At 53.6% G+C, this 25656-nt stretch carries 27 protein-coding genes; 10 read left to right on the top strand and 17 right to left on the bottom strand.

Features of this window, described 5'->3' with window-relative positions; genetic code table 11:
* The first annotated feature begins 112 nt into the window (after positions 1 to 112).
* The 6 genes from MFFC18_RS20825 (at position 113) to MFFC18_RS20800 (ending at position 6315) form a co-directional block, all read left to right on the top strand.
* Complete coding sequence (locus MFFC18_RS20825; RefSeq protein WP_075083951.1) at positions 113 to 940, top strand: hypothetical protein; 828 nt, start codon at positions 113 to 115, stop codon at positions 938 to 940.
* The gene (locus MFFC18_RS20820; protein WP_148619014.1) at positions 921 to 1133 is read left to right on the top strand and encodes a hypothetical protein; all 213 of its coding nucleotides are present in this window, start codon (positions 921 to 923) and stop codon (positions 1131 to 1133) included. Before MFFC18_RS20825 ends, MFFC18_RS20820 begins: the two co-directional genes overlap by 20 nt.
* 38 nt (positions 1134 to 1171) lie before the next feature.
* Positions 1172 to 1402, top strand: a complete 231-nt coding sequence (locus MFFC18_RS20815) for a hypothetical protein (RefSeq protein WP_075083953.1) — start codon at positions 1172 to 1174, stop codon at positions 1400 to 1402.
* Positions 1403 to 1562: 160 nt separating this feature from the next.
* The gene (locus MFFC18_RS20810) at positions 1563 to 2537 is read left to right on the top strand and encodes an AAA family ATPase (RefSeq protein ID WP_075083954.1); all 975 of its coding nucleotides are present in this window, start codon (positions 1563 to 1565) and stop codon (positions 2535 to 2537) included.
* Positions 2538 to 2563: 26 nt separating this feature from the next.
* Positions 2564 to 3880, top strand: coding sequence for a DUF58 domain-containing protein (locus MFFC18_RS20805; protein WP_075083955.1), 1317 nt, complete (start codon positions 2564 to 2566; stop codon positions 3878 to 3880).
* The gene (locus MFFC18_RS20800; protein WP_075083956.1) at positions 3877 to 6315 is read left to right on the top strand and encodes a transglutaminase TgpA family protein; all 2439 of its coding nucleotides are present in this window, start codon (positions 3877 to 3879) and stop codon (positions 6313 to 6315) included. The genes MFFC18_RS20805 and MFFC18_RS20800 overlap by 4 nt, the downstream gene beginning before the upstream one ends.
* A gap of 24 nt (positions 6316 to 6339) precedes the next feature.
* Here MFFC18_RS20800 and MFFC18_RS20795 read toward each other — a convergent pair whose 3' ends face one another.
* From MFFC18_RS20795 to MFFC18_RS20755, 10 genes are all read right to left on the bottom strand, one after another.
* Positions 6340 to 6918 (bottom strand): phosphopantothenoylcysteine decarboxylase, encoded by a 579-nt coding sequence (locus MFFC18_RS20795; protein ID WP_238381227.1) that lies wholly within the window; start codon positions 6916 to 6918, stop codon positions 6340 to 6342.
* Positions 6919 to 6971: 53 nt separating this feature from the next.
* The gene (locus tag MFFC18_RS20790; RefSeq protein ID WP_075084146.1) at positions 6972 to 7508 is read right to left on the bottom strand and encodes a flavoprotein; all 537 of its coding nucleotides are present in this window, start codon (positions 7506 to 7508) and stop codon (positions 6972 to 6974) included.
* 53 nt (positions 7509 to 7561) lie between these two features.
* A complete protein-coding gene (locus tag MFFC18_RS20785) occupies positions 7562 to 7822 on the bottom strand; it encodes a DNA-directed RNA polymerase subunit omega (protein WP_075083957.1) in 261 nt (86 codons plus the stop codon).
* Between the two features lie 4 nt (positions 7823 to 7826).
* A complete protein-coding gene (gene gmk / locus MFFC18_RS20780) occupies positions 7827 to 8417 on the bottom strand; it encodes a guanylate kinase (protein ID WP_075083958.1) in 591 nt (196 codons plus the stop codon).
* Between the two features lie 2 nt (positions 8418 to 8419).
* Positions 8420 to 9283 carry a YicC/YloC family endoribonuclease gene (locus MFFC18_RS20775; protein WP_075083959.1) on the bottom strand — a complete coding sequence of 288 codons (864 nt, stop codon included), beginning with the start codon at positions 9281 to 9283 and terminating at the stop codon, positions 8420 to 8422.
* Between the two features lie 84 nt (positions 9284 to 9367).
* The gene (gene secG / locus MFFC18_RS20770; RefSeq protein WP_075083960.1) at positions 9368 to 9916 is read right to left on the bottom strand and encodes a preprotein translocase subunit SecG; all 549 of its coding nucleotides are present in this window, start codon (positions 9914 to 9916) and stop codon (positions 9368 to 9370) included.
* Between the two features lie 67 nt (positions 9917 to 9983).
* Complete coding sequence (gene tpiA / locus MFFC18_RS20765) at positions 9984 to 10739, bottom strand: triose-phosphate isomerase (protein WP_075083961.1); 756 nt, start codon at positions 10737 to 10739, stop codon at positions 9984 to 9986.
* A gap of 286 nt (positions 10740 to 11025) precedes the next feature.
* Positions 11026 to 11520, bottom strand: coding sequence for a hypothetical protein (locus tag MFFC18_RS20760; protein ID WP_148619013.1), 495 nt, complete (start codon positions 11518 to 11520; stop codon positions 11026 to 11028).
* A gap of 1076 nt (positions 11521 to 12596) precedes the next feature.
* Positions 12597 to 12773 carry a hypothetical protein gene (locus MFFC18_RS25090; protein ID WP_157665108.1) on the bottom strand — a complete coding sequence of 59 codons (177 nt, stop codon included), beginning with the start codon at positions 12771 to 12773 and terminating at the stop codon, positions 12597 to 12599.
* Between the two features lie 24 nt (positions 12774 to 12797).
* Positions 12798 to 13136, bottom strand: a complete 339-nt coding sequence (locus tag MFFC18_RS20755) for a hypothetical protein (RefSeq protein ID WP_148619012.1) — start codon at positions 13134 to 13136, stop codon at positions 12798 to 12800.
* A 170-nt stretch (positions 13137 to 13306) separates the two neighbouring features.
* Between MFFC18_RS20755 and MFFC18_RS20750 the strand changes: the two genes are divergently transcribed.
* On the top strand, positions 13307 to 13495 hold the full coding sequence (locus MFFC18_RS20750) for a hypothetical protein (RefSeq protein WP_075083966.1): 189 nt from the start codon (positions 13307 to 13309) through the stop codon (positions 13493 to 13495).
* A 96-nt stretch (positions 13496 to 13591) separates the two neighbouring features.
* Here the strand turns inward: MFFC18_RS20750 and MFFC18_RS20745 are convergent, their stop codons facing one another.
* Both MFFC18_RS20745 and MFFC18_RS20740 read right to left on the bottom strand, forming a co-directional pair.
* Positions 13592 to 14755: a hypothetical protein gene (locus MFFC18_RS20745; RefSeq protein ID WP_075083967.1), complete on the bottom strand. Its 1164-nt coding sequence runs from the start codon at positions 14753 to 14755 to the stop codon at positions 13592 to 13594.
* Positions 14752 to 14955, bottom strand: coding sequence for a hypothetical protein (locus tag MFFC18_RS20740; protein WP_148619011.1), 204 nt, complete (start codon positions 14953 to 14955; stop codon positions 14752 to 14754). The genes MFFC18_RS20745 and MFFC18_RS20740 overlap by 4 nt, the downstream gene beginning before the upstream one ends.
* A 111-nt stretch (positions 14956 to 15066) precedes the next feature.
* Here MFFC18_RS20740 and hemE point away from each other — a divergent pair, with 111 nt between their 5' ends.
* Positions 15067 to 16983, top strand: coding sequence for a uroporphyrinogen decarboxylase (gene hemE / locus MFFC18_RS20735; RefSeq protein ID WP_075083969.1), 1917 nt, complete (start codon positions 15067 to 15069; stop codon positions 16981 to 16983).
* A gap of 157 nt (positions 16984 to 17140) precedes the next feature.
* Positions 17141 to 19084, top strand: a complete 1944-nt coding sequence (nagB, locus tag MFFC18_RS20730) for a glucosamine-6-phosphate deaminase (RefSeq protein ID WP_075083970.1) — start codon at positions 17141 to 17143, stop codon at positions 19082 to 19084.
* Here nagB and MFFC18_RS20725 read toward each other — a convergent pair.
* Positions 19081 to 20097, bottom strand: a complete 1017-nt coding sequence (locus tag MFFC18_RS20725) for a serine/threonine-protein kinase (protein ID WP_084417016.1) — start codon at positions 20095 to 20097, stop codon at positions 19081 to 19083. The genes nagB and MFFC18_RS20725 overlap by 4 nt on opposite strands.
* Entirely contained in the window at positions 20063 to 20716 is a 654-nt protein-coding gene (locus MFFC18_RS20720) for an RNA polymerase sigma factor (RefSeq protein WP_075083972.1), read from the bottom strand. Before MFFC18_RS20720 ends, MFFC18_RS20725 begins: the two co-directional genes overlap by 35 nt.
* 152 nt (positions 20717 to 20868) lie before the next feature.
* Between MFFC18_RS20720 and MFFC18_RS20715 the strand changes: the two genes are divergently transcribed.
* Positions 20869 to 21303, top strand: a complete 435-nt coding sequence (locus MFFC18_RS20715) for a response regulator transcription factor (RefSeq protein ID WP_075083973.1) — start codon at positions 20869 to 20871, stop codon at positions 21301 to 21303.
* A gap of 202 nt (positions 21304 to 21505) precedes the next feature.
* Here MFFC18_RS20715 and MFFC18_RS20710 read toward each other — a convergent pair whose 3' ends face one another.
* From MFFC18_RS20710 to MFFC18_RS20700, 3 genes are all read right to left on the bottom strand, one after another.
* Positions 21506 to 22846: an ABC transporter permease gene (locus MFFC18_RS20710; RefSeq protein WP_075083974.1), complete on the bottom strand. Its 1341-nt coding sequence runs from the start codon at positions 22844 to 22846 to the stop codon at positions 21506 to 21508.
* Positions 22847 to 22848: 2 nt separating this feature from the next.
* A complete protein-coding gene (locus MFFC18_RS20705) occupies positions 22849 to 23646 on the bottom strand; it encodes an ABC transporter ATP-binding protein (RefSeq protein ID WP_075083975.1) in 798 nt (265 codons plus the stop codon).
* Between the two features lie 136 nt (positions 23647 to 23782).
* Complete coding sequence (locus tag MFFC18_RS20700; protein WP_075083976.1) at positions 23783 to 25618, bottom strand: HlyD family efflux transporter periplasmic adaptor subunit; 1836 nt, start codon at positions 25616 to 25618, stop codon at positions 23783 to 23785.
* Between the last annotated feature and the right edge of the window lie 38 nt (positions 25619 to 25656).

Raw genomic sequence — 25656 nt, 5'->3', positions numbered from 1 at the left:
TCGCACGCTGACGTGTGGAAACTTGTCGTAGAGTTTACCGACCCAGTCAAACCAAACATCCGCAGAAGTAGCGGCGCGGTCTCGTGTCGTTTCGTTTCAAAGAGGAAGAGATATGAAAAACCTGATCGGAAATACACTGACGGTTTTGATTTTGTTGATGAGCTGTTTCTTTTTCGCAGCCGCATTGATGGTCGGTGCCGCTCAGCGAAACTGGAAAGCTGAAGTTGCCCAACTTCAGAATCGTGCGGAAGCTGCTGAGCGTCAAGTCAACGACGCCAAGAACGCAACCAAGGAACAGGCGATGAACATCGAGCGCGAGAAAGTCGCTCGTGCCCAACAACTCGCGAACCTCTTTTCGCAAACACGCCAACTGAACCAACAGCTTGAAGAACGCAACAAGGTTCTCAAAGCCGAAATCGAATCAAACCAGGCTCGACTTGCCCGGCTTCGCGAAGCAGAAGCACGTGTGGCTCAGCAAGACAAAGAGCTTGAAGCCGTGAAGACTCTCAATAAAGACCTCAAGAACAATATCGCCGAACAGTTTGCCAAGGTTAAAAACCTGACTCAGGAAACGTTCGAGCAACAGACAAAGCTGGACACGCTTGAGCAAACCGTTGGTGATCTCAATGCGGCTCTTGCAGTGAAGTCCAAGATCATGAATTCACTTGGCCTGGATGACAACTATCGTACTCGTGACGTTGTTCCAAAGCTGACTGCAACCGTTGCCGAAATCGGTCAAAATCGTAGCACGTTCGCGATCAAGCTTGGATCCGACGACGGAATTCGCGACGGTCACCAGTTCGATATCTATCGTTCGAACCGGTTCATTGGTCGCGCAGAAGTGACCATGGTTCGTCAGGACGTTGCTGTACTGAAATCGGTTGATGGTCTGATGCAAAGCCCTGTACAGGAAGGCGACTATGTCACAAGCGAACTCTGATATGGATGACTTCGGCGGTGCTCTTGAGTACGACTCAAGCCAGCCTGCTGAAGCGATGCCACAACTTGCTCCTGCTCCGGTTTATCGCAAGAAGGGCATCAACATCTACACGCTGATGTTGATTCTCTCGCTGCTGTTTCTGACCGCGGGTGCAATCTTCCTGTTTGCCAACCTTGGCAACTACCAACTGTAAGCTCACCGCCGTCTCCGCCGACAACTTCCGAAAAGCAAATGTCTGATATCTCAAACGACTTCGAAGCTCCCGATGACGTCAGTGAAGTTGGCTCGACTTCCGCTGAAATGGTAAGTCCTGAAGCTCCGAGTCGTCCCTGGTACCAACTGGACCTGTTCAACACGCTGCTGTTGATCTCCTTTCTGCTGATCACTTTGTCTTCGATGCTGCTGATCTGGCACTTGATCGATCGCTTTGGTTCGATCACGGACGCTCCCTGGAACGTCTAGATCAACTGACGCATCTGATAGCAAGCCCGTCCATTTGGAGGGATTTTTGCTTTTTGTCTGGTTCGGATTCATACAGACCTCGGCCCCGCAACGCTGACTGTGGAGGCTGTGGCGGTTTGGTGTTACACTGAGCGTTAACCGTGGGACGGAGAACGAGTCAGTGGACAAACCTATCGCAGATTCTGCAAACGATGACGTCGGCGTTCTGCAAGCGACGTCGCAAAAGATATTGGACAACATCAATTCCGTTGTTCTGGGCAAGGAGTCCGTCGCTCGACTGTGCGTTGTTGCTCTGATCGCTGGCGAGCACGTTTTGCTGGAAGACGTTCCGGGCGTCGGCAAGACCATGATGGCGAAGGCTATCGCTCGAAGTATCGATGCCAACTTTAGCCGCGTGCAGTTCACGCCGGATCTGCTTCCCAGCGACATCCTTGGAAGCTCGGTATACAACACCGAAAAAGGCTCGTTCGTATTCAACTACGGCGCGGTGTTCAGTAATTTCGTGCTGGCCGACGAGATCAATCGGGCTCCTCCGCGAACACAGTCGGCTTTGCTTGAGGCGATGAGCGACAATCAAATCAGCGTCGACGGTACGACGTACGAGTTACCCGATCCGTTCATGGTGATTGCCACGCAAAACCCTTTCGAGTTCGAGGGAACTTACGTTCTGCCCGAGAGTCAGTTGGACCGTTTTTTGATGCGGCTGTCGATGGGCTATCCGGATCGCGGATACGAATCGCAGATCATGCTGAACCACAAGGGCGGCGATCCTGTGGAAAGCATTTCGCCTGTTTGCCCTGTCGAAGACATTGTGCAAATCCGTGCCGCAGTACGGGATGTTACCGTTGAGGAGTCTTTGGTCACGTACATGATGAACGTCGTCAACGCGACGCGAGAAGCTCCTGATATCAGTGTCGGTATTTCAACACGTGGTGCACTGGCGTGGTATCACGCGATTCAGGCGTTGGCATTTTTGGAAGGCCGCAACTTCGCGATTCCCGACGATGCCAGAACATTGGCGCTGCATGTGCTTCCGCATCGGATCCAGCTGCGAGGCGGATTTCAGGGCGCTCGACGTAAAGAGTCAGAGGCTGCAATCGTTGAGATTCTCTCGCGGCAATCGCTGCCCGGCTAAGGCTGCCCCTGTTCGTTAGATACAAAATGGCCAGCAAAAGAAAACCAGTTCGCCAGTGCAAGGTGACGCCCGAAGGATGGGTCTACATCGTCATCGTTTGCTTTATCGCCGTCGGTGCGATTCTGAGGAATGTGAATCTGCTGATTTTGGCGACGGGGATGCTGCTGGCACCGCTGATCTTCAACTGGCGGGTTTGCGTCGTGAACTTGCGTTCGCTGTCTGCCAAACGAGTCGTCCCGGAGCGCGTTCATGCTCAGACCCCGGTCAACGTTTCGTGGACCTGCAGCAATATTGGAGGTCGGCTCACAGCGCGAAACTTGATTCTGAACGATCGACTCAGGCGAACGCGAAAACCGGAATTGGGAAAAGGCTTCTTTGGAAGGGTGGTGCAAAGCATCGTTGCCAAATTTGAAGCAGCTTTTCGAACAAGGAATCTTGACGACGACTATGCACACGTCTGTTTCCGTAGCGTATCAACGATGGATCCGGGCATCGTCACATATCAGTGCTTTTTTCCTGGCCGCGGAAAGTACGATTTGGGTCCGGCAGAATTGAGGACGTCCTATCCGTTCGGGCTGGTCGCCTGCAGCATTCCGCTGCCTCAGAAAGATACGGTTTACGTTGCGCCGCCATTGGGAGTTTTGCATCCGACGTGGGAGCGAAGAATTAACTCGATGGAAACCGGTGGCCAGTCGCAAATGCGACGTCGTGGAATGGAGCAGGACGAGTTTTACGCGATGCGAAAGTGGCGATCCGGAGACAGTCGCCGAAACATTCATTGGCGATCGACCGCTCGCTTGGGGCATCCAATGGTCAAGCAATTTGACGAACCCAACGACCGCGATTTTGCATTGCTGCTGGATTTGCATCATGAGGATGAGGCCACGCGGTTGCAGTGCGAGACGATTTTGAGTTTCGCAGCGACGGCGCTCTCGCAGGTCGGATCCGAAGTTCAGGGCCAGTTGGCGGTTGCTGTTTGTGGCGAAGAAAACCATCTGGTTTGCGGTCGACAAAGTCGAGCCACGCATAACAGCGTCATGAGACGATTGGCAGTCGCGCATCCGACTGAAAATCCTGACATCGACGCATCGGTTGTCGAGGTCGCCGGCCAGATCAGTATGGGGACGCCTCTTTATTGCTTCAGCACGCGGGACAAACCTGTCTGGCTCACATCAAACGAATCGGTTGAAGTAAGCCCGGCGCTGAGTTCTGTTCGTCAACTGGTGCGTTGGGTACGCGTCGGTTCGAAAGAGTTCACGGAACTGTATTCGATTGAGGGGCAATCATCGGCCGTTTCGCGGGTTGCTGAGTCGGTGACGTCTGCCAAGGAGGTTGTCGCATGACCAATCGCCGCGTACTGCAAGTGTTGTTGCTGATCATGATCCTGACCAGCACCACCATGTTGGCCATCAGCATCAATCACTTTTACCTGATTCCCATCGCCTTCGTGGCGACCTTCGGGGCGTTCTGGTTGACCGACGTTTTGAAATGGATTTCGATCGAAGGCTGGATTGCGAATGTCGCATCGATCGGCATCCTGGCCTATTCGATGTATGAGTTCTACCCCGCGGACAGTGCCGGCAAACTGATCGCAGTGGCCAAGCTGTTGGTCTACCTTCAGGCAGTGCTTGTCTTTCAGGTGAAGACTCCGCGATTAAATTGGCAGATCATGGTGCTGAGCCTGCTTCAGGTGGTCATTACGACGATTTTCAGCATTCAGTTTGAAGGAGGATTGCTGTTCCTGATTTACTTTTTGGTCAGTGGCCTCACGCTCGTGTTACAGAACTGTTTCTCCAACGACTACGCGATCGAGGAGCGGAACGAAGCCAGTCTCGAATCACGAAAACAGATTGAGGAGAATACTTCCACTGGCAAGAAACTGGCTTTCTGGCGATACGACTCACGACCCCTGCCAACGGTGACGTCGCTTGAGGCAACTCAAAAGTTTCAGCTGTCGCCTCTTGGAATGCTGCCTGGCGTTGGCCTGGTTGCAGCCATGTTCACTCTGGTCGTGTTCCTGACCGCGCCCCGGCATGTTGATCCGTGGTTCAGTCCGATCTCTTACAAAGTGAACTCGACCGGGATCACCAAGCAGGTCGATCTCGAAGAGACGGGGAAAATAACCAATTCCAAGCAACGAATTTTCGAAGCCGAATTCTACCCTAGCGCCGCAGCGTCGCCGGAGCCACTTCAGCTTAGCCAGTTGCCGTACTTCCGCGGCATCGCGCTTTCGAATCTGACGTTTAATAACGGAAAGACAAATTGGAACGCGGCTTACGAGCGGGTCAATTCGCACACCTATCAGTCGATCCGGGACATTACCGGGCAAGCCGACGTTCGCTACGCGACGATGAATGTGACTCTGGAAAAAACGACCGAGCCACTGCTGTACACCGTGATGCCTGCTGGTATCTCAGAGAATACGAATGGCAAGCTCAAATTCTGCCACGAGATTTCGGCTTTCACCCGATGTCGCGAAAACGAGAAAATTGATTTCGCGCCGTTTAGCTACGAGCTGATAATTCCGCTGTCGAGAACCAACGTGCCAGCTCAGGCCTGGCCCTATGTCTCAAATACCTATCTCTATGCCAACAAGCCGATGGCTAACGATCCGGCTCAGTATCGCTGGCTGACGCGGATAGATCCTCAAAACTATCCGACCCTCGTCGAAACAGCCAATCGTATTTCCAGAAAAGTAAACGAGTCCAACGGTAGTCGATTCGATCTGGTTAGAGCGATCGAAGACCACTTTCTGGACCCGTCTCGCTATTCCTATACGCTGGACTACACCGACGTAAAGCGAAATCTTGACATTGATCCGAACGAAGACTTTGTCGCCAATTTCAGGACCGGGCACTGCGAGGCATTCGCATCCGCGATGACGTTGATGCTGCGAAGTCAGGGGATTCCGTCGCGTTTGGTCGTTGGGTTTCACGGCGGTGAATACAACGAGTACAGCCAGTCTTACATCGTTCGTGCCCAACATGCTCATGCATGGGTGGAGGTCTATCTTGACAGAAACGAATGCGAAATCGCCGGGCTGGAATCGTGGCAATATGGCGACGGAGGGGCCTGGCTGATGGCTGATCCGACGCCGACTCAACCAGGTTTGGATGATGGAATTGGCGCGGACGATGCAATCGAATTGGCTCGAACGGTTTGGCAGGATTACGTTCTTGGCATGGAACCGGGGGAAGACTCGGGTGAAGAGGCGACGATGACCGCGGCCGTCGTTAGTTTGCTTGACAAGTTTGATCTGGATGAGTTTTCTGATCAGTTGGCCGCGTCACGAGAACACGGATTGATCTCGATTCTGCAGCCTCTGGTTGTAGTGCTGTTGATCGTCGCCGGATTGATCGGCATGTTGCGAGTGCTGATTGTGAATGCAGGATACCAGGAGAAACAGCCGGAAACTGCTGTCGGCAAGATCAAGCGTTTTTTCGCCGATGCCATTGGGCTGATCAGTTCAGACCTCCGCGAGTGGGTGATCGGTTACGATTCGGAGACTGCGTTCTACAAAAAATTGTCGGACATCCTGAAAGACCATGATCTGATTCGCGAACACAATCAAACTCACCGCGAGTTCGCCAGCGAAGTCAGTTCCACGTTTGCGTCACATCCGTCATCGGATTTGATTTCCAGTTCGCTCAAGGAAATTACGGACGCGTTCAATCGCGTCCGTTTCGGGTTGCAGAGCCTGGACTCAAAGGAGCGGAGCTCGATCGAAAGTCAGCTGGTTGAACTGGAGCGGGCACTCAAGGTTAAGCCCGGCGTTTGAAGATCGAGCCTGCACCGCGAGCATTTATTGCTCAAGCGGCTTCAGGGCGAGGATCCGTGCGGCGATTACCTGCTTTGATCCGGAAATCGAATCGGTGATTTCGCCATCACCGTCGATGATCCGTACACTGCTTTCGTTCGCATCAATCGCGGTCGGATCGTTGAGCACAATGAAATCGGTGTTCTTGCGTTTCAGTTTTGCCAACGCGTTTTCGATCGCGTTGTCGGTCTCAAGAGCGAATCCGATTGTCCACTGACCTTCCGATTTGCGTTTTCCGGCTTCGGCGACAATGTCAACGTTCGAAACCATTTCGATTGATAGCCTGTCCGAGTCCGACGACTTTTTGATCTTCGATTTGGAATACTGGGCCGGCCGAAAGTCTGAAGGTGCCGCGGCGGCGATCAAACCAATACATTCAGGCCACACGTTCATCACGGCGTCATGCATTTGTTGAGTCGAAACGACACGAACGACCGTAGCGTCATCAGGATATTCGATCGAGACGGGACCGGAAACGATGATGACTTCATAGCCCTGATCGATCGCTGCTGTCGCGAGGGCGCGTCCCATCTGGCCGCTAGAACCATTGCTGAAATAACGCACGGGATCTAGATACTCTCGCGTCGGCCCTGACGTAATCAATAGACGCCGGACGGTCACTTGAGATGCTCCGCGATCGTCTTGGCAATGGTCTCTGGATCAGCCATCCGTCCCATTCCCTTTTGTCGGCAGCTCAACCAACCTTCTTGTGGATCGACAATGTGAACACCATCGTCCCGAAGAATCTTGATGTTACGTTGAACCGATGGCTGGTTCCACATTTCCACATTCATGGCTGGTGCAACGATGACCGGACCGGTAAAGCACAGATAGAGCGTGGAAAGCAGATCGTCGGCCTGGCCGTTGGCGGCGTTGGCCAGAAAGTTCGCCGTTGCAGGGGCGACGCAAAGCAGTTTCGCATCTCGCGCCAGTTCGATGTGTGCCCCCAATGGCATCGCGGGATCAAAAAGTTCCGTTGCAACGGGGCGTCCGGTCAGCGCCATCAGTGTTGCCGCACCAAGAAACTTTTGAGCGGACTGAGTCATCACGGCTTGAACGCTGTGGTCGTTCTGAACCAACAGACTCGTCAGCGACGCGGCCTTGAAAGCAGCAATGCCACCGGTGACGGCAATGATGATGTCAATCGATGGCATTACGGGCTCTTGATAGTTCATGATGGCAACGGCCGAAGCCATCGCCGAGAGATCTACATGGCGTCCAAATCGAGTTCTGGCGCGGATTCAAAATCGGGCGAGCTTCCGGTGCCGATATTGCTGTTTTCGTCCAGGTAGATTTTGTCCTGAAGGATCTCTTCCAGGACCAAAGACATTTTGTCTCCGCCGTTGTCTTCGACCAGCGGACGCGATCCCTGATTCAACTGGACCAGACGTTTTTGGATCAGTGTTGAAAGTTTGAAACGACCACCGACTTTGCGGACAATTTCTTCTTCTTTGAGTGCATCGTACATAGTGTTAGGATTTCTCCGCGATTGCGATTAGCAGCTGACAGATTTCATCGACGGTCTGCTGAACCGACGTGTTGTAAACAATGTGTTCGTAGTGACTTGACGCTTCGAGTTCACCTTTGGCAACTTCAAGTCGACGAGAGAGAGCTTCTTCGGACTCGGTTCCGCGCCCGCGAAGGCGTCGTTCCAGTTCTTCGACCGAACCGGGATGAACGAAGATTGTAATTGCGTCGGGGTGAATTTTAAGGACTTTCAACGCCCCGACTACATCTAACTCAAGGATTATCCATTTCCCGTCCGCTATCGCCTCGATTACCGGAGCTCGCAGCGTTCCGTAGAGGTCTCCGCGGCCGAAAACCTCCGTATATTCAAGGAAATCGTCGTTTTCGACGTGAGTCAGAAACTCGTCCTTGGCCATGTAATGATAGCTGACGCCATCCGTTTCACCGGGGCGTCGAGGCCGGGTGGTCGCAGAGACACTTTCGAGAAGCGGAAGATCGCAGCGCTCGTGAAGCTGCTTCAGGATCGTCGTTTTGCCAACTCCAGAGGGTCCGGAGAAGATGATCAGTCGACCTTTTGGGGCGCCGCTTTCACTCATCGTTACTCCACATTTTGCACCATTTCGCGAATTCGTTCGATGGCTGTTTTGATCTCCACAACGTGTGTCGCGATCTCGCTATCGTTTGCCTTGGAACCGATCGTGTTCGTTTCTCGCAAGATTTCCTGCACCAGAAAATCCAGCTTGCGACCGGCTTTGGCCGTGGACGAAATCGTATCGCGAAAATGGTCCAAGTGCGTTCCCAAGCGAACCGTTTCCTCCGCGATGTCGACGCGTTCGGCAAAGATTCCAACTTCGCGAAGGATATCGACCTGAGCACTTTCTATATTGTGTTTTTCGAGCAGAGCCTGGATTCGATCGGTCAGACGTTTCGAATAGGCTTCGGAAATCTTCGGAGCCAGTTCGCGGACCGATTCCAGTCGACTGGCAATCGTTTCGATGTTGCCGAGCATATCCGCCTGCATGGCTTGGCCTTCCTGAGCCCGCATGGCTTCGAGGTTGGCGAGTGCCTCATCAAGCGTCGACTCGATGTGTGGCCAAATCTCATCACGATCGGCGCCTGTTTTCTCAATGACGGCACCGGGCAACGCAAGAATGGATTCGACGTTAACGCTTTGACTCGATCCCGCGATCTCGGAAAGCTGGAGCCAATACGCGCGGATCAGTTCTTCGTTGAGTTCATACTGACCTTCGCCAATAGACTTCACCGAAATTCGTAGCGTCACCGATCCGCGATGTAGTCGGCTGCGAAGCAAGGCTTCGATTTTAGCCTGCGTCTCCGCATCAAGATCCGAATGCACATTCAGTTTGAGATGGCGATTGTTAACAGTGCGAATTTCGACCGCAATTTGCAATTGGTCGTTGTGGAAACGGGCTTGCCCGTGCCCCGTCATGCTTACCAGCACGGAACACCTTCGGTTCAAACGGTAGGTAGGAAGCTGGTTCGACGAGTTGCGAACGAGCCTCCGGAAAAGTCTGGCTGAGTACGCTTACTGGCCAGATTCGCCGTCAGACGATTCGCCTTCAGCGGGCTCACCATCGGTTGCAGCACCGGCTTCGCCGTCCGCTGGAGTTTCGGTTTCGTCGGCAGCGTTTTCGTCGGCAGCGTTTTCGTCGGCACTGCCTTCGTTTGCCGCATCTCCATCCACGTTTTCGGCTTCGTCACCGCCGGACAGGGAAGCTCCGCCATCGGCGGATGGAGTCTGATTTTCGAGCGTTTGCTCATTGGCTTGAGCGAACGGATTGTCAGCCTGTTCTGGCGGGTTGTAGCGAGCAATCGTGACCATGCAGAGCGTGATCCAAACCAGAGCAGTCACGATCGTGATCTTGGTGAATGCATCACCGGCTTTGGCGCCGAATGCGCTGTCTCCACCGCCGCCACCGAAGGCCGCCGTCAATCCGCCCCCTTTTCCTCGCTGGATCAGGATCAGAAAGATCAGCCACAACGAACAGAAAAACAGAAGCAGTTGCAGCAATGACAAACCAATGTCTGCCAAAACTGGTTGAAGGATAAATGCCAATGGAAAGTCAACGATCATGATTAACTCGATACTAAAACGCGACAACGCGTGGATGTTAAAAGTGTCAGCCGGAATTCCGTTCGGCTTAGGCGCCCGCGGCAGCAATAATTTCGGCGAAGCTGTCCGCCTTGAGTGCCGCGCCTCCAACGAGAGCGCCGTCGATGTCCGGGCAAGCCATCAAGTCAGCGGCGTTGGCTGGTTTGACACTGCCGCCATAAAGGATTCGAACCCCATCTGAGACTTCCTGATTATAACGGGTTGCCAAAAGGCTGCGAAGATCAGCATGGACCTCCTGAGCCTGCTCTGGGGAAGCCGTTTTCCCGGTGCCGATCGCCCAAACTGGCTCATAAGCAATCACAACATTGGCCATTTGCTCAGCGGTCACGTTTTCAAGCGATCCATCAAGCTGAGACTTGACGACTGCCATCGTCTCGTTGGCTTCTCGTTGTTCAAGCAATTCGCCGACGCACAAAATCGGTTTAAGTCCTGCAGCAAGAGCCGCGTGAAGCTTCTGGTTGATAAGTTTGTCTGATTCACCGATCACGTTGCGTCGTTCGCTGTGGCCGAGGATCACATACTGGCAACCGAGGTCGCCAAGCATCGCCGTGCTGGTTTCGCCAGTGAAGGCTCCGTTGCTTTCAAAGTAAACGTCCTGCCCGCCGACTGCGACTTTGCTGCCTTCGACAGCCGAGATGACGCCTTCGAGATGAACAAACGTCGGGCAAACTAGCACGTCGACTTCTCCGTCTCCGGCAGCAGCACCAACTCCACGCGCAAGATTGACAGCTTCGTCGCGCGTAAGGTTCATTTTCCAGTTTCCGGCAATCAGTGGACGTCGCATGGCATTCGCGAGGGTGAGGTTTCGAAAACGCGAAATTTTAGTGGTTTTGCACGATTTGGATAGAGGAATACCCGGGTAAATGGCTGGCTAAACCATTGTTGGGTTGCAGAATTGCGAAGGTCGCATTTGCGTTGAGTAGTCCAAACAAACAAAATGCGTTTGTCTCGATCTCGCCGCCTTCGCCAGATTCAATCCCCGTCCCGTTTTCACGGAAGAGCCATTTTCAAACCGGTGCTCGTAATACCGGATTCAGCCGGAGTAACGATGTTTTCGCCTGAAAATCTGGCTAGTTGCCCTGATAGCCGCGCTGTTGCCCGTATCCGCGATACGAATCCGGCTGGCTGAATCCGCGATAGACGCGATTGCTGTCGCCGCGATAGCCGTTTGCGATTCCAGAATACCCTCGCAGGGAAATCCCACGATATGCTCCGATGCCCCGATAAGCACCAATACCCCGATAGACTCCGATTCCTCGATAGGCCCCGATTCCTCGATAGCCTCCGATGCCGCGGTATCCCCGAGCTCCTGCGGTTCCTGTTCCGCCGCGAATCGCATCCGGCGAAGTCCAGTTTCTGATGTCCGGCAACTTTGCCTGACCGTTGTTTTTAGCGGACGCCTTTTCGCTACCAGGTTCGACACGTGGTGCGGCCTTGTAGGCGGCTGGCTCATAGGTCTCTTCGCATCCAGCGAATGTCAACGTCATACAGACCAAACACGCGGCAACGACAGCGATACGCGTTCGGCGTCCAGAGAGGGCGAGGTTTTCAAATGCGTGAGTCAACTTGATTCCAAAATTCGAGGGAGACGCTTAACTATATCGACCAACACGTAGCATGTTTTTAGTCGAAGAGACGGCTTTGACAAACTGGCGTTTTGACGCACTCAACGCAAGCGGCGAGGTTCCGGAATTCCCCAAGATAGTTAAGGGTCGCCCAGTCCGCAAACCTTATGCTCGACGAAATGCCAGTATGTCCGTTACGACAGTGCCATCAGTCACCAGCGTCATTCGGTTATTGCGGATGCAGCGATTTGACAGCGGCGTCGATTAAAGACCTGACATATTGAATGCGGGACAGGGCTTCTGCCCAACCCAAAACAGGATGCGGTTATATACACACAAATGGATGGTGTGGGCCGGATTCTGGTCGAACCTGGATTTCAGCGCAAATTTCAAGCCTCGTCCAAGGCCAGTAGTAATCTGGTCCTACCGGAGTTTAAGAGGCGGCCAATCGAACAACTTTGTTGGAGGGTTTGAAGTGAAATCGAAAGTTCAATACTCAAGGAGACGAGTCTCAATGAACATTAAGTTAGCTTTGGTAACACTCTTCTGCGGTGTTGCAATGAGCTGCAGCGTCAGCGAAGGTCAATTGATTGACCGAATGCTGTCTAAAGTCGGTTGTACAGTTTGTGAAAACGCGAGCGCACGTCTCGCATGCAACACTGGATGCGACACTGGCTGCGGCATGGAAGTTTTGTCTGGTGGTTGCGGTGTAGTCGATTCATGCGGCTGCAGCGGTGGACCAGGCATTCTTGACAAAATTAAAGGTCGTTTGGGCAAAGTCGGTTGCGGTGGCGGATGCCAGCCAATCGCTGAGCCTTGCGGATGTGTTGAGCCTGTCATCGAACCATGTGGTTGCGATGTGGCACCAGCACCATCTTGCAGCGGACCTGGTTTGCTCGACAAGTTGAAAGCTCGCCTTTCATCAGTCGGCAGCGGATGCGGTTGTGCAGCTCCTGCAGCGGATTGCGGTTGCGAAATCGCTCCAATGATCGTTGCAGAGCCATGCGGTTGCGATGCTCCTGCTCCATGCGGTTGCGATGCAGCTACAGCATGCGGTGGCGGATTGCTTGACAAGATCAAGGGACGTTTCTCTTCAATCGGTTGCGGTACTCCTGCTGCCGATTGCGGTTGCGAAGTCGCTCCAGTAGTTGCTCCATGTGCAGCTCCTGTTGCCATCCCATGTGCAGCTCCGGTTGCAATCCCTTGTGCAGCTCCAGTGGCTGACCCTTGCGGTTGCGATGCTGCCCCATCATGTGGCGGCGGATTGCTTGACCGACTCAAGGGGCGCATGTCTTCTCTTGGTGGCGGCGGTTGCGGATGTGCAGCGGCTCCGATTGCTGACGACTGCGGTTGTGCAGCACCGGCTCCAGCACCTTGCGTAACTCCAGTACTCGCACCTGCTCCTTGCGGTTGCGATGCAGCACCAGTTTCTGACTGTGGTTGCAACTCTGGTGGACGCGTTCGTGCGAAAGTTGGCGGACTGCTTCAGCGTCGCAGTTCAGTTGGTTGCGGCTGCGAAGTTGCTCCAGCTCCATCATGCGGTTGCGAAGCTGCTCCAGCTTGTGGTTGCGATGCAGCTCCGGCTTGCGGAACATCTGCACGTGGTCGTCTTTCACTGCTCGATCGCCTTCGTGGCAATCGTATCGCACGAGATCGCACAGGTCGTGTTATCGGTGCCGGCTGCAACGATGGTTGCAATCCTCCGTGCCCAAACACCAACGATTGTGGCTGTGGAGCGATTGCTGCTCCTGTTGCTACAGGCTGCTCATCTTGCGGTAGCTCTGTTATGACAGCTCCAATGGCTGGCGAAGTCATCTACGGTGACTCAACAGGCCAAGGCGTCATCATGGAATCTCCAGTTGAAGCTGGAGCCGGAACTGACGTCATCGAAAAAGCTCCATCGACTGAAGGAGCTGATACTCCAGCTGTCGATCCGAATGCTTTCATTATCCGCAACGGAAACGTGCGTGGCTAATTGAAGCTTCGATTGAAGTTCAATAAAAGCGGTCTGCTGATTCGTCGGCAGGCCGCTTTTTATTTTGCGCCTTCGACTCCCTCAGGGCAGAACGATTTATTCGGACTCTGATTCTGCTCCGCAAAGTTTTGCAAACGCCAACCCTGCGAAGTTTCCCTGGTCCCGAAATACGGCGGCGATCTTTTCGTACTGCGAAGGTGTTCTCGCAATCTCGAAAGCCGAAGCCGGCAGGTTGTCCTGATCGGTCTGGCCCAGCAACCGCTGCACGACCGACTCCACGGCCGAGTCGCGGTCTCCTGTGCGAATCTGTAAGTCAACTAACGCTTCGGCCGCCGACATCTCATGGAACTCGCCCTTGCAGCTGTCCGCTTTGGCCGTGAAGTGTTCGATCGCCTGATCAACGTTCAAGCCTGACAGGGCTTCGAACCAGATTCGATGGTCTACATAGAGATCTTCGAACGGCGGATCGCTGGAAAATTTAAAGTCCTCGCCCAATCGACATCCATAGTTTGCCAGGGAAAGCGCCAGTCGATGGTCCTCCACCGTTGTCGTTTGTCTCGCGATTCGAATGATCGACGCCAGATGCGTTGCGTCCGCATGGTGTCCGCCTTCGCGAACCAGCCATTGATGTTGTTGTAGCAACTCTTCCAGCGTCGCAGAGCGATCGACGTCCTTTTCAATCCTGGCGACATGGTCGATGACGTTGGCAAGGATCTCGTCATGAAAGTGGTTTAGCAGCACCGATGCGAGGCCAGAGATCGTCTGCCGGTCAAACTGTGTCGCGTGGACATCGAAAGCCGTGATGCCGTTGCAAGTGCCTGTTTTCTCCAGCATCAATCGATATCCGTGCAGCGGAGAAACGCCGTTGTTGAACGCGACTTCGATGATGGATCCGAAGTTGTCTTCCGTTACAGCGACGCCTTCGATCAGTTCTTTGGCGAGTGGTTCGTCGCCAAGTGGTTGAAGATACACCCAGCCGTCATTCAGGTTTCCTTCGGCAAAGTACAGCTTGGCAACCGTGCGGCAAGCTTCAAGCAGTTTCGTTTCCAGTTTTTCCTGATCCTTTTCGCCAAGCGCCGGATCGGACTCGCTGTGCAGCAGCCTCAGCCCCAGTGACCGTCTGGCTTTCATCTTCAAGACGTCGAACAGGCGGTGGAATTGTCCGCTGTTCAAAAACTGCTGGTGCAGGAATTCAAGTGCTTCATCAATTCCATTTTCGGCGGAAGCCTGAAACTGCTGTAGCGTTTGGGGATCGATCATTTGAACTTTCGTGCGTCCACGCACAGGTGAAGGATTTCGATACAATGAGCCACTTCGACGAATGCCGGGCAAATGAGTTGTCGATGCGTTGCTCGCAGGGGTGCTGCGGTGGTGACGTTGTCCATTATCGCCGCAACGGCATGAATCGCGATAGCCTCCAGTTTGCCAAGGAGTCCGCTGGGGCCGTTTTCGTTGTTCATGTTGTTTCCACGGCTCGCTTCGATCCAGATACGTTTCGCTCTCGAATCGGGGCGTTTCCTTGAAAACATTTCAGTGAATGAAAATTGAATCAGCAACCAGCAAAAATTATAATGGTCTCTGGTTCGGAGCAGGTAACTGGATCGCAGCAGTCTGAGGACGTTATTGGCGCCTTCGATTCGGTCGGCCTGAATTTGCAAGTCGTGCGGCCGCGGAAGAGTTCGTCGAAATCCTCATCGGATTCTCAATCAATTGAGCCGCCGCCAGCCAGGACGGCCGGCCAGATATCGGACTTCGTCGGCGAGCTCTTGACCGGTGGTGTTGACGTTGTTGTGGTGATGACCGCTTCGGGCGTCAACTCGCTGATCGAATTGGCCAGTGCGACGACGGATCGCGATCGACTGCTTCACGCGTTGCAGGATTGTCGGCTTGTGTCCGGAAGTGCAGCGACGACCGCCGCGTTGGCCAAACATGATTTGACGCCGGACCTGAAGACGGGTCGGCTCCCCGGATGGCGCGAATCGTTGAGGTGGCTGGAATCCAGTTTTGAGTTGCCTCACCAGCGAATTGTCCTTGAGTCCACGTTGCAAGACAGCGGGTTGGTTGCAGGGCTGGAATCTCGCGGCGTTCAGGTTCGCAGCGTTTCGCTCGGAGTTGCAGTTGAGCCTTATGAACTTTCAGGTTTCGTGTCGCCAGAACCTGCAACCCCGACGGTGCTGGTCGTCTCGTCCGTGCTGGCCGCGAGAAGCCTGTGTCGCAATCTGGTCGCAGCCCGTTTGACGAACCCAACGCTTGACCATCATATTGTCGTGGCTCTGGGAGTCGAAACAGCCGACTTTCTGGTCCAAAACGGAGTCGCGGTTGAGCTGGTGGCCGACCCCGACCTGCAAACCGCTGCTCAACAGCTTGCTTCCAATCTCGATTTACTCGTCGCACGAAAACAGAAACTGATTATGAATATGTCCGGGCCCAACGCACCTTCCGACGATACCAACGCGCCCTGGTACGATAGCCCCTTCATGAAAGCCTGTCGCGGCGAAGACACTGACGTGACTCCAATCTGGATGATGCGACAAGCGGGGCGATACATGAGCGAATACAGAGAGGTCCGCGCGAAAGTTTCGTTTCTGGATCTTTGTGCGAATCCGCAACTGTGCAGCGAAGTCATGTGCACGGCGGTCAACCGATTGGGCGTTGATGCGGCGATCATTTTTTCCGACCTGCTACCGATGCTCGTTCCCATGGGGTGTGATTTGGAGTTCGTCAAAGGCGACGGACCGGTCATTCACAATCCCGTGCGGTCTGCCGAGGACATCGATCGCATCAAGCCATTGGATTCCAATGACGAACTTCAGTTCGTGATGGAAACGGTCACGCAAACGCGTGCCGATCTGCCGGCCGACATGCCGCTGATCGGGTTTTCTGGAGCACCGTTTACACTTGCGAGCTACATCGTCGAAGGCGGTTCCAGTCGCAACTACGCCCACGCCAAAGCCCTGATGTTTGGCGACCCCGGGGCCTGGAAAGAGCTTATGCAGCGGCTTACGGATTCGATCATCGTATACCTGAAAGGTCAGATCGATGCGGGCGCTCAATGCGTCCAGTTGTTTGATTCGTGGGCTGGTTGCCTCAACGTGCAGCACTACCGTGAACTGGTGCTTCCGTTCGTGCAGCAAATTATCGCGGCGCTACCGAGTGAAGTTCCTGTAATAAATTTCGGAACCGGAAATCCGGCGCTGCTGCCGCTGTACGCCGACACTGAGGCCTCAGTGATTGGAATTGACTGGCGAGTCCAGCTTGACGAAGCGTGGGAAACGGTCGGACACGATCGAGCCGTGCAGGGAAATCTCGATCCGACGATTCTGCTAACTGACCCGGCAACGATTCGCTCTCACGCCAAGTCAATTTTGGACCAGGCTGCGGGGCGACCTGGACACATCTTCAATCTTGGGCACGGGATTCTCCCCCAGACACCGGTCGACAACGCCATTGCATTGGTCGACGCGGTTCACGAGCTAAGCCAGCGTTGAAACCAGTATCGAGCCCGTTCCGATGCGTTAATGGCCATTGACAGGCGGCTGTGAAAATTAACCTGGCTCAATTCCAGCAAGTTGACGAACTCAGGGATTGCAAGCGTGGAAAGTTCCTTTCCAATGGACGGCTCCACTCTCACTTGGAGCAGAAAATATGACCGCGGGATTGAGTGATTCTTCAGGAATCAAGGCAGGGCAGGGGAGTCCTGTTATTTCAGGAAAAGGGAAGGTCCCTTTCAGAGTTTACGAAGATTCGAAATTGGTAAGCCTGGCTGTCGCCAGCGAGATCGCTGACCTTGTTCGACAGCGTGCAGCCGAAGGCAAGCATTGCGTCTTGGGCCTGGCGACCGGATCGACTCCGGTGAATGTCTACGCCGAACTGGTGCGGCTACATAAGGAAGAAGGGCTGTCGCTGGCGAACGTGGTTACGTTCAACCTCGACGAGTACTTTCCGATGCAGCCGGATTGTTTGCAGAGCTACGTTCGATTTATGAACGAGCATCTGTTCGATCTGGTGGATATTCCGAAAGAGAACATCAATATTCCGGACGGTACGCTGGATGTCGAGCAAGTCGCAGACTGGTGTCGGAACTACGAAGCGAAAATTGAATCGCTCGGCGGTATCGATATCCAGCTTCTGGGAATCGGCCGGACCGGTCACATCGGATTCAACGAGCCGGGTTCGGGAACCGAAAGCCAGACCCGGTTGATTACGCTGGATCGGCTGACGCGAATCGATGCGGCCAGTGATTTCTTCGGCATTGAAAACGTTCCGCGTCGCGCTATCACGATGGGCGTGGGGACAATTCTAAAGGCCCGCAAAATCCTGCTTTTGGCGTTTGGAGAGAACAAAGCTCGCGTCATTCGCAGTTCCATCGAAGGCGAAATGACGCCGACCATCCCGGCAACATTTTTGCAGCAGCATCCGGACACGGAATTCGTGCTTGACCAGGCCGCCGCGGCCGAGTTAGGCGAAATCAAATCGCCGTGGCTCTTCCGTAGCGTTGACTGGGATAGCGCGATGGTGCGGCACGCTGTCATCGATCTTTCGTTGGCGCTCGGTAAACCTGTCTTGATTCTGACAGATGCGGACTACAACGAAAATGGTTTGCAGGACCTGTTGGCAGAGTACGGATCGGCTTACGAGATCAATCTTCGCGTCTTTCGGCAGCTTCAGAATACGATTACCGGTTGGGCGGCTGGAAAACCGGGGCAACCTGGTGAGGTCTATCCGAAACGAATCGTGCTTTTCTCACCGCATCCCGACGACGACGTGATCTCGATGGGCGGCACGCTGACACGATTGGCGGAGCAGGGCCATGAAGTTCATGTGGCTTACCAGACGTCGGGCAACATTGCCGTGTTCGACGTCGACGCGCTTCGTTTTGCGGAGTTCGCTGCAGACTTTTGCAAGACGTTCAATATCTCCAATGAACCTGTTGCCGAACTGACCGATGCAATGGTCAAGTTTCTGGCTCGCAAAGGTGCGGGAGAAATTGATACTCCCGAGATGCAGCTGCTTAAAGGGCTGATCCGCCGCGGTGAAGCCAGAGCGGGTGCTCGAATCTGCGGCGTCCAGGACGATCGATTGCACTATCTTGATCTTCCGTTTTACGAAACAGGTGTGGTTCGAAAGAAGCCGATCGGTCCCGATGACGTTCGCATTACGACGGAACTGTTGCAGGAAGTGAAGCCACATCAGATCTACGCCGCGGGCGACCTGAGCGATCCTCATGGAACGCATCGTGTTTGTTTGGATGTGATCTTTCAGGCCTGCCGTGAGCTGCGAAATGAGGACTGGATGAAAGAATGCGAAGTCTGGATGTATCGCGGGGCATGGCAAGAGTGGCCGCCTCACGAAATCGAGATGGCGGTGCCGCTAAGTCCGCAGGAAGTGCAAATCAAACGGTCTGCGATTTTCAGTCACGAATCCCAGAAAGACCGAGCTCTGTTTCCTGGACCGGATGCTCGAGAATTCTGGCAGCGGGCGGAGGCTCGCAATGCGGATACAGCCCGAATCTACGACGAGCTTGGGCTGGCACAGTATCAGGCAATCGAAGGCTTCGTGAAGTGGAAAGGCCTTTCGGAAGAAGGTTAACCGCGTTGGGAGAACTTGCCGACCAATCTTGCAAACCATCCACTTGGTACAGCTTTGATTGGTTGGTATTCCAAAAACAGCTCCAAATCTTCAGCCAGTTCAGCAACGCTCGAGTAGCGTTGCGCTGGCTTTTTTTGTAGGCATTTCAGACAGATCGTTTCAAGATCTTTCGCAACTCGTGGATTGAGTTTACGCGGCGGTTGAACAACATCCTGCGGTGGTTCACCGACCAGGCAATTGTAAAGTGTTGCTCCGATCGACCAAATTTCGGCAGTCGCTGGCGAGCTGTCCGGATCGGCGACCAGTTCCGGGGCCTGAAATGGAGAGCATGTGTTTGCGTTTTGGTTTGTCCGGTTGGCCTTTAGCGGCCATGCTCCGAGTTCAAGTATTTGTGGCCGGTTGCTTTCGTCCAATAGGATGTTTTCAGGTTGGATGTCGCGATGATAGATGCCGATTCGGTGCAAACTTTGAATGGAATCCGCGATCCTTCGAATGGTTTTCGCGGCCTGGCGATTGGAGAGCGTGTTTGAGTTGATCAACCTCGCCAGAGATTTGCCTTTGACGTACTGCGTCGCGATAAAGTAGTCGCCGTCGATTTCACCGATTTGCACGGCAGGCAGTACGCTGTCCAAATCAATCACTCTCGCAGACGTCGACTCCAGGCGAAGCTGTTCAAGTCGCTTTTCGAATTCTGCAATCCCGGTGCGGTGCACCAGTTCACGATGGATCGTCTTCAAAGCGACTTCTCGCGTCGTTCCATCTTCGTGAGCCAGATAGGTTCGACCAGTTTTCCCGTGCCCCAGCAAACGCATCAGATTGAACTTGCCGAATTTTCGAGGCAGGGTTTCGACGGAAAGCGGATCGCCGAGCGTGGAACCGCCGAGCGTCGATGATTCTCCAAGACTTTTCGAAAACGAAACCAAACGATTGAACTCAGCTTCATCGAAGAGCTCATCCGGAAATTCAAATTTTCGTTTCTCAGTCAAATTTTTCATTCGGGTAAATGTCGTCATCAAGCAGGTCCTCAAAGACCTGTCTGAGACGTTTTTGAATTCGTGAAATAGCGAGGTAAACCACGTTCTCGGAGACGTCAAAGTTTTGCGCCGTATCCGATCGGTGTTTGTCTTCGATGATGACGTCCCAAAAGATCTTCCAGTCGCGAGTTGAAAACTCGTCCTGCACCATCCTCATTGCCTGTCGCATCAGGATTGATTTCTCTCCAATTTCGGCGTCCCCATCAGAGACGCTGTCGTCGTTGATCTCATCCGCAATCGATTTGATAAGGTCGAATGCTTGAGTTCCTCCCTCAGCCACATCCACGGATTGTTTCCGAAAGTGATCGCGGCATTTGTTGTCGATGATGACTCGCAGCCACTTTCTGAACGATCCTTCACGTTGTCGTCGAAAGCCGGTAATGCTTCTGGCAACGGCTCGAAAAACCTCCTGGCCTACGTTCTCGGCGTCGGCAGGATCCAGCCCCCAGTGATGACGGCAACGTGAATAGATCATCGGAGCATAAAGCTCGACAAGCATTTCCCACGCGGTTCCCTCGTTGCATCGAACTCTGGCTAACAATGAGACATTGGTAGATTCGAGCCCCTCTTTGGAGTTGGAAACGTTTCTCTCTGTCATGAAATCGCTGCTGGCCGTTGAGGCAGGGAAGGGTGGGCAAAAAAGCAGAGTTACACGCCGTGTTGAAAGTATACACAGGAAGCGTGACAGACTCGATCGTTTTATCCAATGTCCATCATGGCAAATTTGGGATTGTATAAATAGAGACCTCCATGAGCGAATCAATGATTGCAAAGAATCACACTATCCATCAAAAGCTGCTTGCGAAAGCAAACGCGGCAACCGCAAAACCTGGTAGCGAAATGCTAACACAGGTTCAGTGGACCCTGACAGCGCAGAAACTGCGACTAACGAACCGCGAACGCGAGGTTTGTCAGGAGCTCTTTGAAGGGAATACGCGAAACGAAATTGCTGAACACCTTGGGATCAAGCCGCGAACGGTGCGTCACTATATGGAGCATATCCACCAGAAATTGGCGGTTTCCAATCGTGTTGGTGTGGTGCTACGCATTATTCAAATGCGGGATTCGCTCGGCCCGGAGGCGAATGTGAGCGTCGAGAATAGAAGTGAATCAAACGAAATGGATAATTCTCCAGAATCGTACGTCACAGAAACGAATTTCAATCGTATCAACGAAGCCCCTTAGCGATAAATCGAAGTCACAGGGTTCTATTTATCGGATGAAACGCTAATCATTTCAGGATCCCAAGCCACTAATGAAGCCATGGTGTGATGATCCGATCGTCATGCCACAAGGCGAGCTGAAAACCTTCTTTGCGTGAGCTGCAAATACATGTGGTTGCACCGAAATGTGGCAAACTGAAAAACCGGTTTGCCACAGGCAAAAATTACTCGTGACGAAGAGCTTCGATCGGGTCCATTTTGGCTGCCCGAATGGCCGGGTATAGTCCGAACAGGACGCCGACGACAACTGAGATTCCGAACGCCAGCGGAATCGACATCGTGACAATTTGCGGCTCCATTACCTTGGCGACGTCGGGAAGATTGGCATACATGTCAGGTTGAACTCGCTGAAACGCCGCCCGTGCCAACCGAATGGTCAACGGGCACAGCAGTCCGACAAGGATCCCAATCACACCGCCGACCACAGACAAAGAGATGGTTTCCACGAGGAACTGGTTCGTGATATCACTGCGTTTGCCACCAAGTGCACGTCGAATTCCGATTTCCCGGGTCCGCTCTGTCACGGTGGCGAGCATGATGTTCATAATGCCAATACCACCAACGATCAGTGAAATTGCGGCGATCAGTCCCATGAACATCATAAACATCAGCCGCGTTGTTTTCGCCTGTTCAAGCAATTCGTATGGAACAATCACGGCAATGTCCTGACGCTGATCATCGTTCATGCGCAATGTCGCTTCGATGATTTCGGCAGTACGCGGGACTTCCTCGGGAGACTTGACTTCGATCGTGATTTGGGAGAGCTCGAACAGTTCACGGCTAAAGCTACCGGATGCCCGTCGAGTTTCCTCGTCTCCCATCTTGACCCGCATCGTGGTGATCGGGATGTAGACGTCGAGAGAGAAATCCTGCGCGGCCAGCGAGCCCCCGATTGCTGCGGTTGCATTCCTCGGTTCGAGTACGCCGACAACCTTGAAGTACTCTTTCTTCTCTGGCAGAAAAACGGCTTTCTCCAACGGATCTTCCGATGGGAAAAGTTTGCGGGCCAGCACGGCAGCGATCACGCAAACAGAGTCATTGGTTTCCACATCAGTAGAAGATATGAATCTTCCGCGCGCCGTTTTGAGCTTGGTCACCTCGGCATAGGCCGGAGAGCAACCGACCAATCGACCATCGAGCGGCGTCGCGTTCTGGTTTCCGGCGTAGATGAATTTCTGTTTCAGTTCCCGGACGGGAACGACTTGTTCAACGGTCGGAATCGTCATCTCGATCGTTGCCATTTCAGCACGGGTGACACCGTACAGGTCGACGTTCCGCACGCTTGCCCCGGCGTCGTCCGGTGGCTTGATCGAGCGAACGATAATGTTCTCGGCGCCCAATTCTTCAATCTGCTTTTGAGCTTCCTGGCTGATACCTTCCCCGATCGCCAACAGCCAGATCACGCTGGCTACGCCGATGAAAATACCAAGAATCGTCAGCGCTGACCGCATCGGGTGCAGCAGCAGGCTTTTGACGCCCAAAATCCAGGTGCGAAGAGAAAGCATGGCTAGTTCCCCTCGTCAGGTTGGTTCGCGAGATGGGCGTTCTTTGAGATTTGCTCAATCTGCTCAGGCGAGAACGTTTTGCGATCCTCGATCGGTTCGTCGACTTGAACATTGCCGTCTTTCAGTCGAATGATCCGTTTCGCATGCTCGGCGACTTCGTCTTCGTGCGTCACCATAATGATCGTTCGGCCTTCATCGTTAAGCCGCTGGAAAAGAGCCAGGATTTCTTCGGTTGTCACCGAGTCAAGGTTGCCTGTCGCTTCGTCGGCAAGGATGAAGTAGGGATCGTTGACCAACGAGCGGGCGATCGCGACGCGTTGTTGTTGACCACCAGAAAGCTGAGTCGGGCGATGGTCGAGACGCTGCCCAAGTCCAACCATGGCGGCCAGAGCAGTGCTGCGTTTGCGGGACTCACGCGTGAGACGTCCCATGTAATACAGGGGAACTTCAATGTTCTCCACAACGCTCAGTTGGGCGATCAGATTGTACGATTGAAACACGAAACCAATCCGCGACGCACGGATACCTGAAAGTTCATCGTCCGTCATGCGAGCAACGTCGTCACCGCCAAGCATGAAAGAACCGCTGGTCGGGCGATCGAGACACCCCAGCAGGTTCAGCAGTGTACTTTTCCCGGATCCGGACGGACCCATGATGGCGACGTAGTCTCCTTCGGGAACATCAAATGAGACTCCGCGTAGTGCTCGGACTGTTTCACTCTTGAGCACGTAATGCTTGGTGAGGTCGCGAATTTGTGCCGCGAGTTTTGGTTTGGTTTTCGGGTCGATTGTGGATGACATGAACTTGAACCTGATGCAGAAGTGAGTTGACTAGAACCCGTTGCAAAACTGAGGCGATCCGTTCGTAGCACCGCCTTCAGGCGAAATTGCATACTTTTCGTAGCCAGTTCTACAAACTTGGGTTCTGAAACTGGGTCTAGCGACCGCCTCCGCCACCAGGGCGACCTCCTCCGCCGCCGCCTTGTCGACCTCCGCCGCCTGGTCGGCCTCCGCCAAACGACTTCATGACTTTCTTCATGGCGTTAACCACTTCTTCTTTCGAGATGTCGCCGTCTCCATTTTTGTCCGCCGTACCCGCCCAAGACTTGGAACGATCGTCCAAATTGGCGATTTCCGTTTTGTCAAGTTTTCCATCGCCGTTGGTGTCCGACCGTTGCATCACCCTGTCAGCAATCGCCGTAGGATCTGGAGCACCACCTTGTCCACCGGGAGGGCCGCCAGTAGCCTCTTTTTCGGGAGCCGCTTTGGCCGCATCATCCGCAGCACGTTTGGCTTCCTCTTCCGGAATGTCGATTCGCTTGTCCAGTTTCACTTCAGGGAGTTCCATCAGGTCCTTCTGGGCACCCGGATTCATGACCAGTTCCTCGCCTTCTTCAAGGCCTTCCAAAACCAGAGCCATCTGTGAATTGTTACCGCCGATTTTGATCTCGCGAGTCTCATACCGTTCGCCGACTTTTGCGAGGCAGAACTGACGTTCCTGTACACCGTAAATGGTTTGAATGGGGACCATCAAGGCATCTTCCTGATACTTCGTTTGAATCGAAACCGAAGCATTCATGCCAGGCTTGAGAGCTTCTGGTGGATCAAAGATGCGAACTTTAACGGCGTACTTTCGAACCGATGAGCCACCCCAGCCGGCGGACTCGGCGTACGCATTCACTTTCGTCACGACGCCTTTAAGTGTTTTGTCAGTCAACGCGTCGACCTTGATCGAGCACGGCATGCCAGTTTCGATCTGCGTAATGTTCTGCTCGTTCACCAGTGCCTTGACTTCCATCTTGGTGGTGTCGGGGAGTCGAATCAGAACTTGTGATTCACGAACGTTGGCACCTTCTTCGAGGATCCATTCGTCGCCACCGCGACCACGCTGCTCCTTGGCATAAACGACCTGACCAGAGACTCCTTCAGGAACGACGACTTCGCATTTCGTAATCATCTCTTCGATTTCAGCCATCTGGCGTTCCTGCACGCGAAGGGCGTCTTTTTCAGATTCCAGTTTCACCAGCGCTGCTTCGATATTGCTCTTGAGCTGAACGGTTTCTTTTTCCAGCGTGTACTTTTCCAGCACAGTCAGGTTCTGCTTTGCCAAATCGAGAATGTTTTTGTTTCGCTTCAACGCCAGCTTGGCACGATCGACTGCGAACTGATCAGATTCCAGTTGGCGACTGGTGATAAAGCCCTTTGCCTGAAGTTCCATGCTGTTCTTCAGCACGTCTTCCGACTGGAGCAATTCCGATTCGGAAGTCTTGATCAGGCCCTCGGCGTCAGTGATCTGATTGACGATGTCCTGCACCTGAGCCTTGTACGTTCCTTCTTCGAACTCTTTCAGCGTCGTTTGAGCGGTCTTCAGATTTGCGTCCGCCTGGATGACGTTCGCTTTGGCGTTGGCGACAGCGATGCGTTGGCTTTCGCGTTCCTGCTCAAAAGCCGTCGAGTCCAGTCGCACCAGGAAATCGCCTGCTTCGACCTTGGTTCCTTCGGTCACCAGGCTGATCACGGTCAGTTGACCGTTGCGAGCACGTACTTCGCAGCGAATCTCGACGTTCTCGCTACTTTGGACTTCGCCCTGATCGAGCACCTTGGCCACGAAACTGCCACGCTCGACTTTGGCAGTCATCAGGTTGAGATTGGGAGTCGAAGATCCTGTATTGAAGTAAAACCAGGCGATCGCGCCGATGATCGCGCAAATGGCTGCTCCAACCAGGAGCACGGACGATACGACGCCACGACGATGAGTTCGTTGACGGTTCATGGCAAGCCTCGGACGAATCCGCAAGAATGAAGATGAAT

It is taken from the genome of Mariniblastus fucicola, from assembly GCF_008087665.1.
GTDB classification, from domain to species: Bacteria; Planctomycetota; Planctomycetia; order Pirellulales; family Pirellulaceae; genus Mariniblastus; species Mariniblastus fucicola.
The sequence above is the reverse complement of the archived record's forward strand: the minus strand, read 5'-3'. Positions and strand labels throughout refer to the sequence as shown.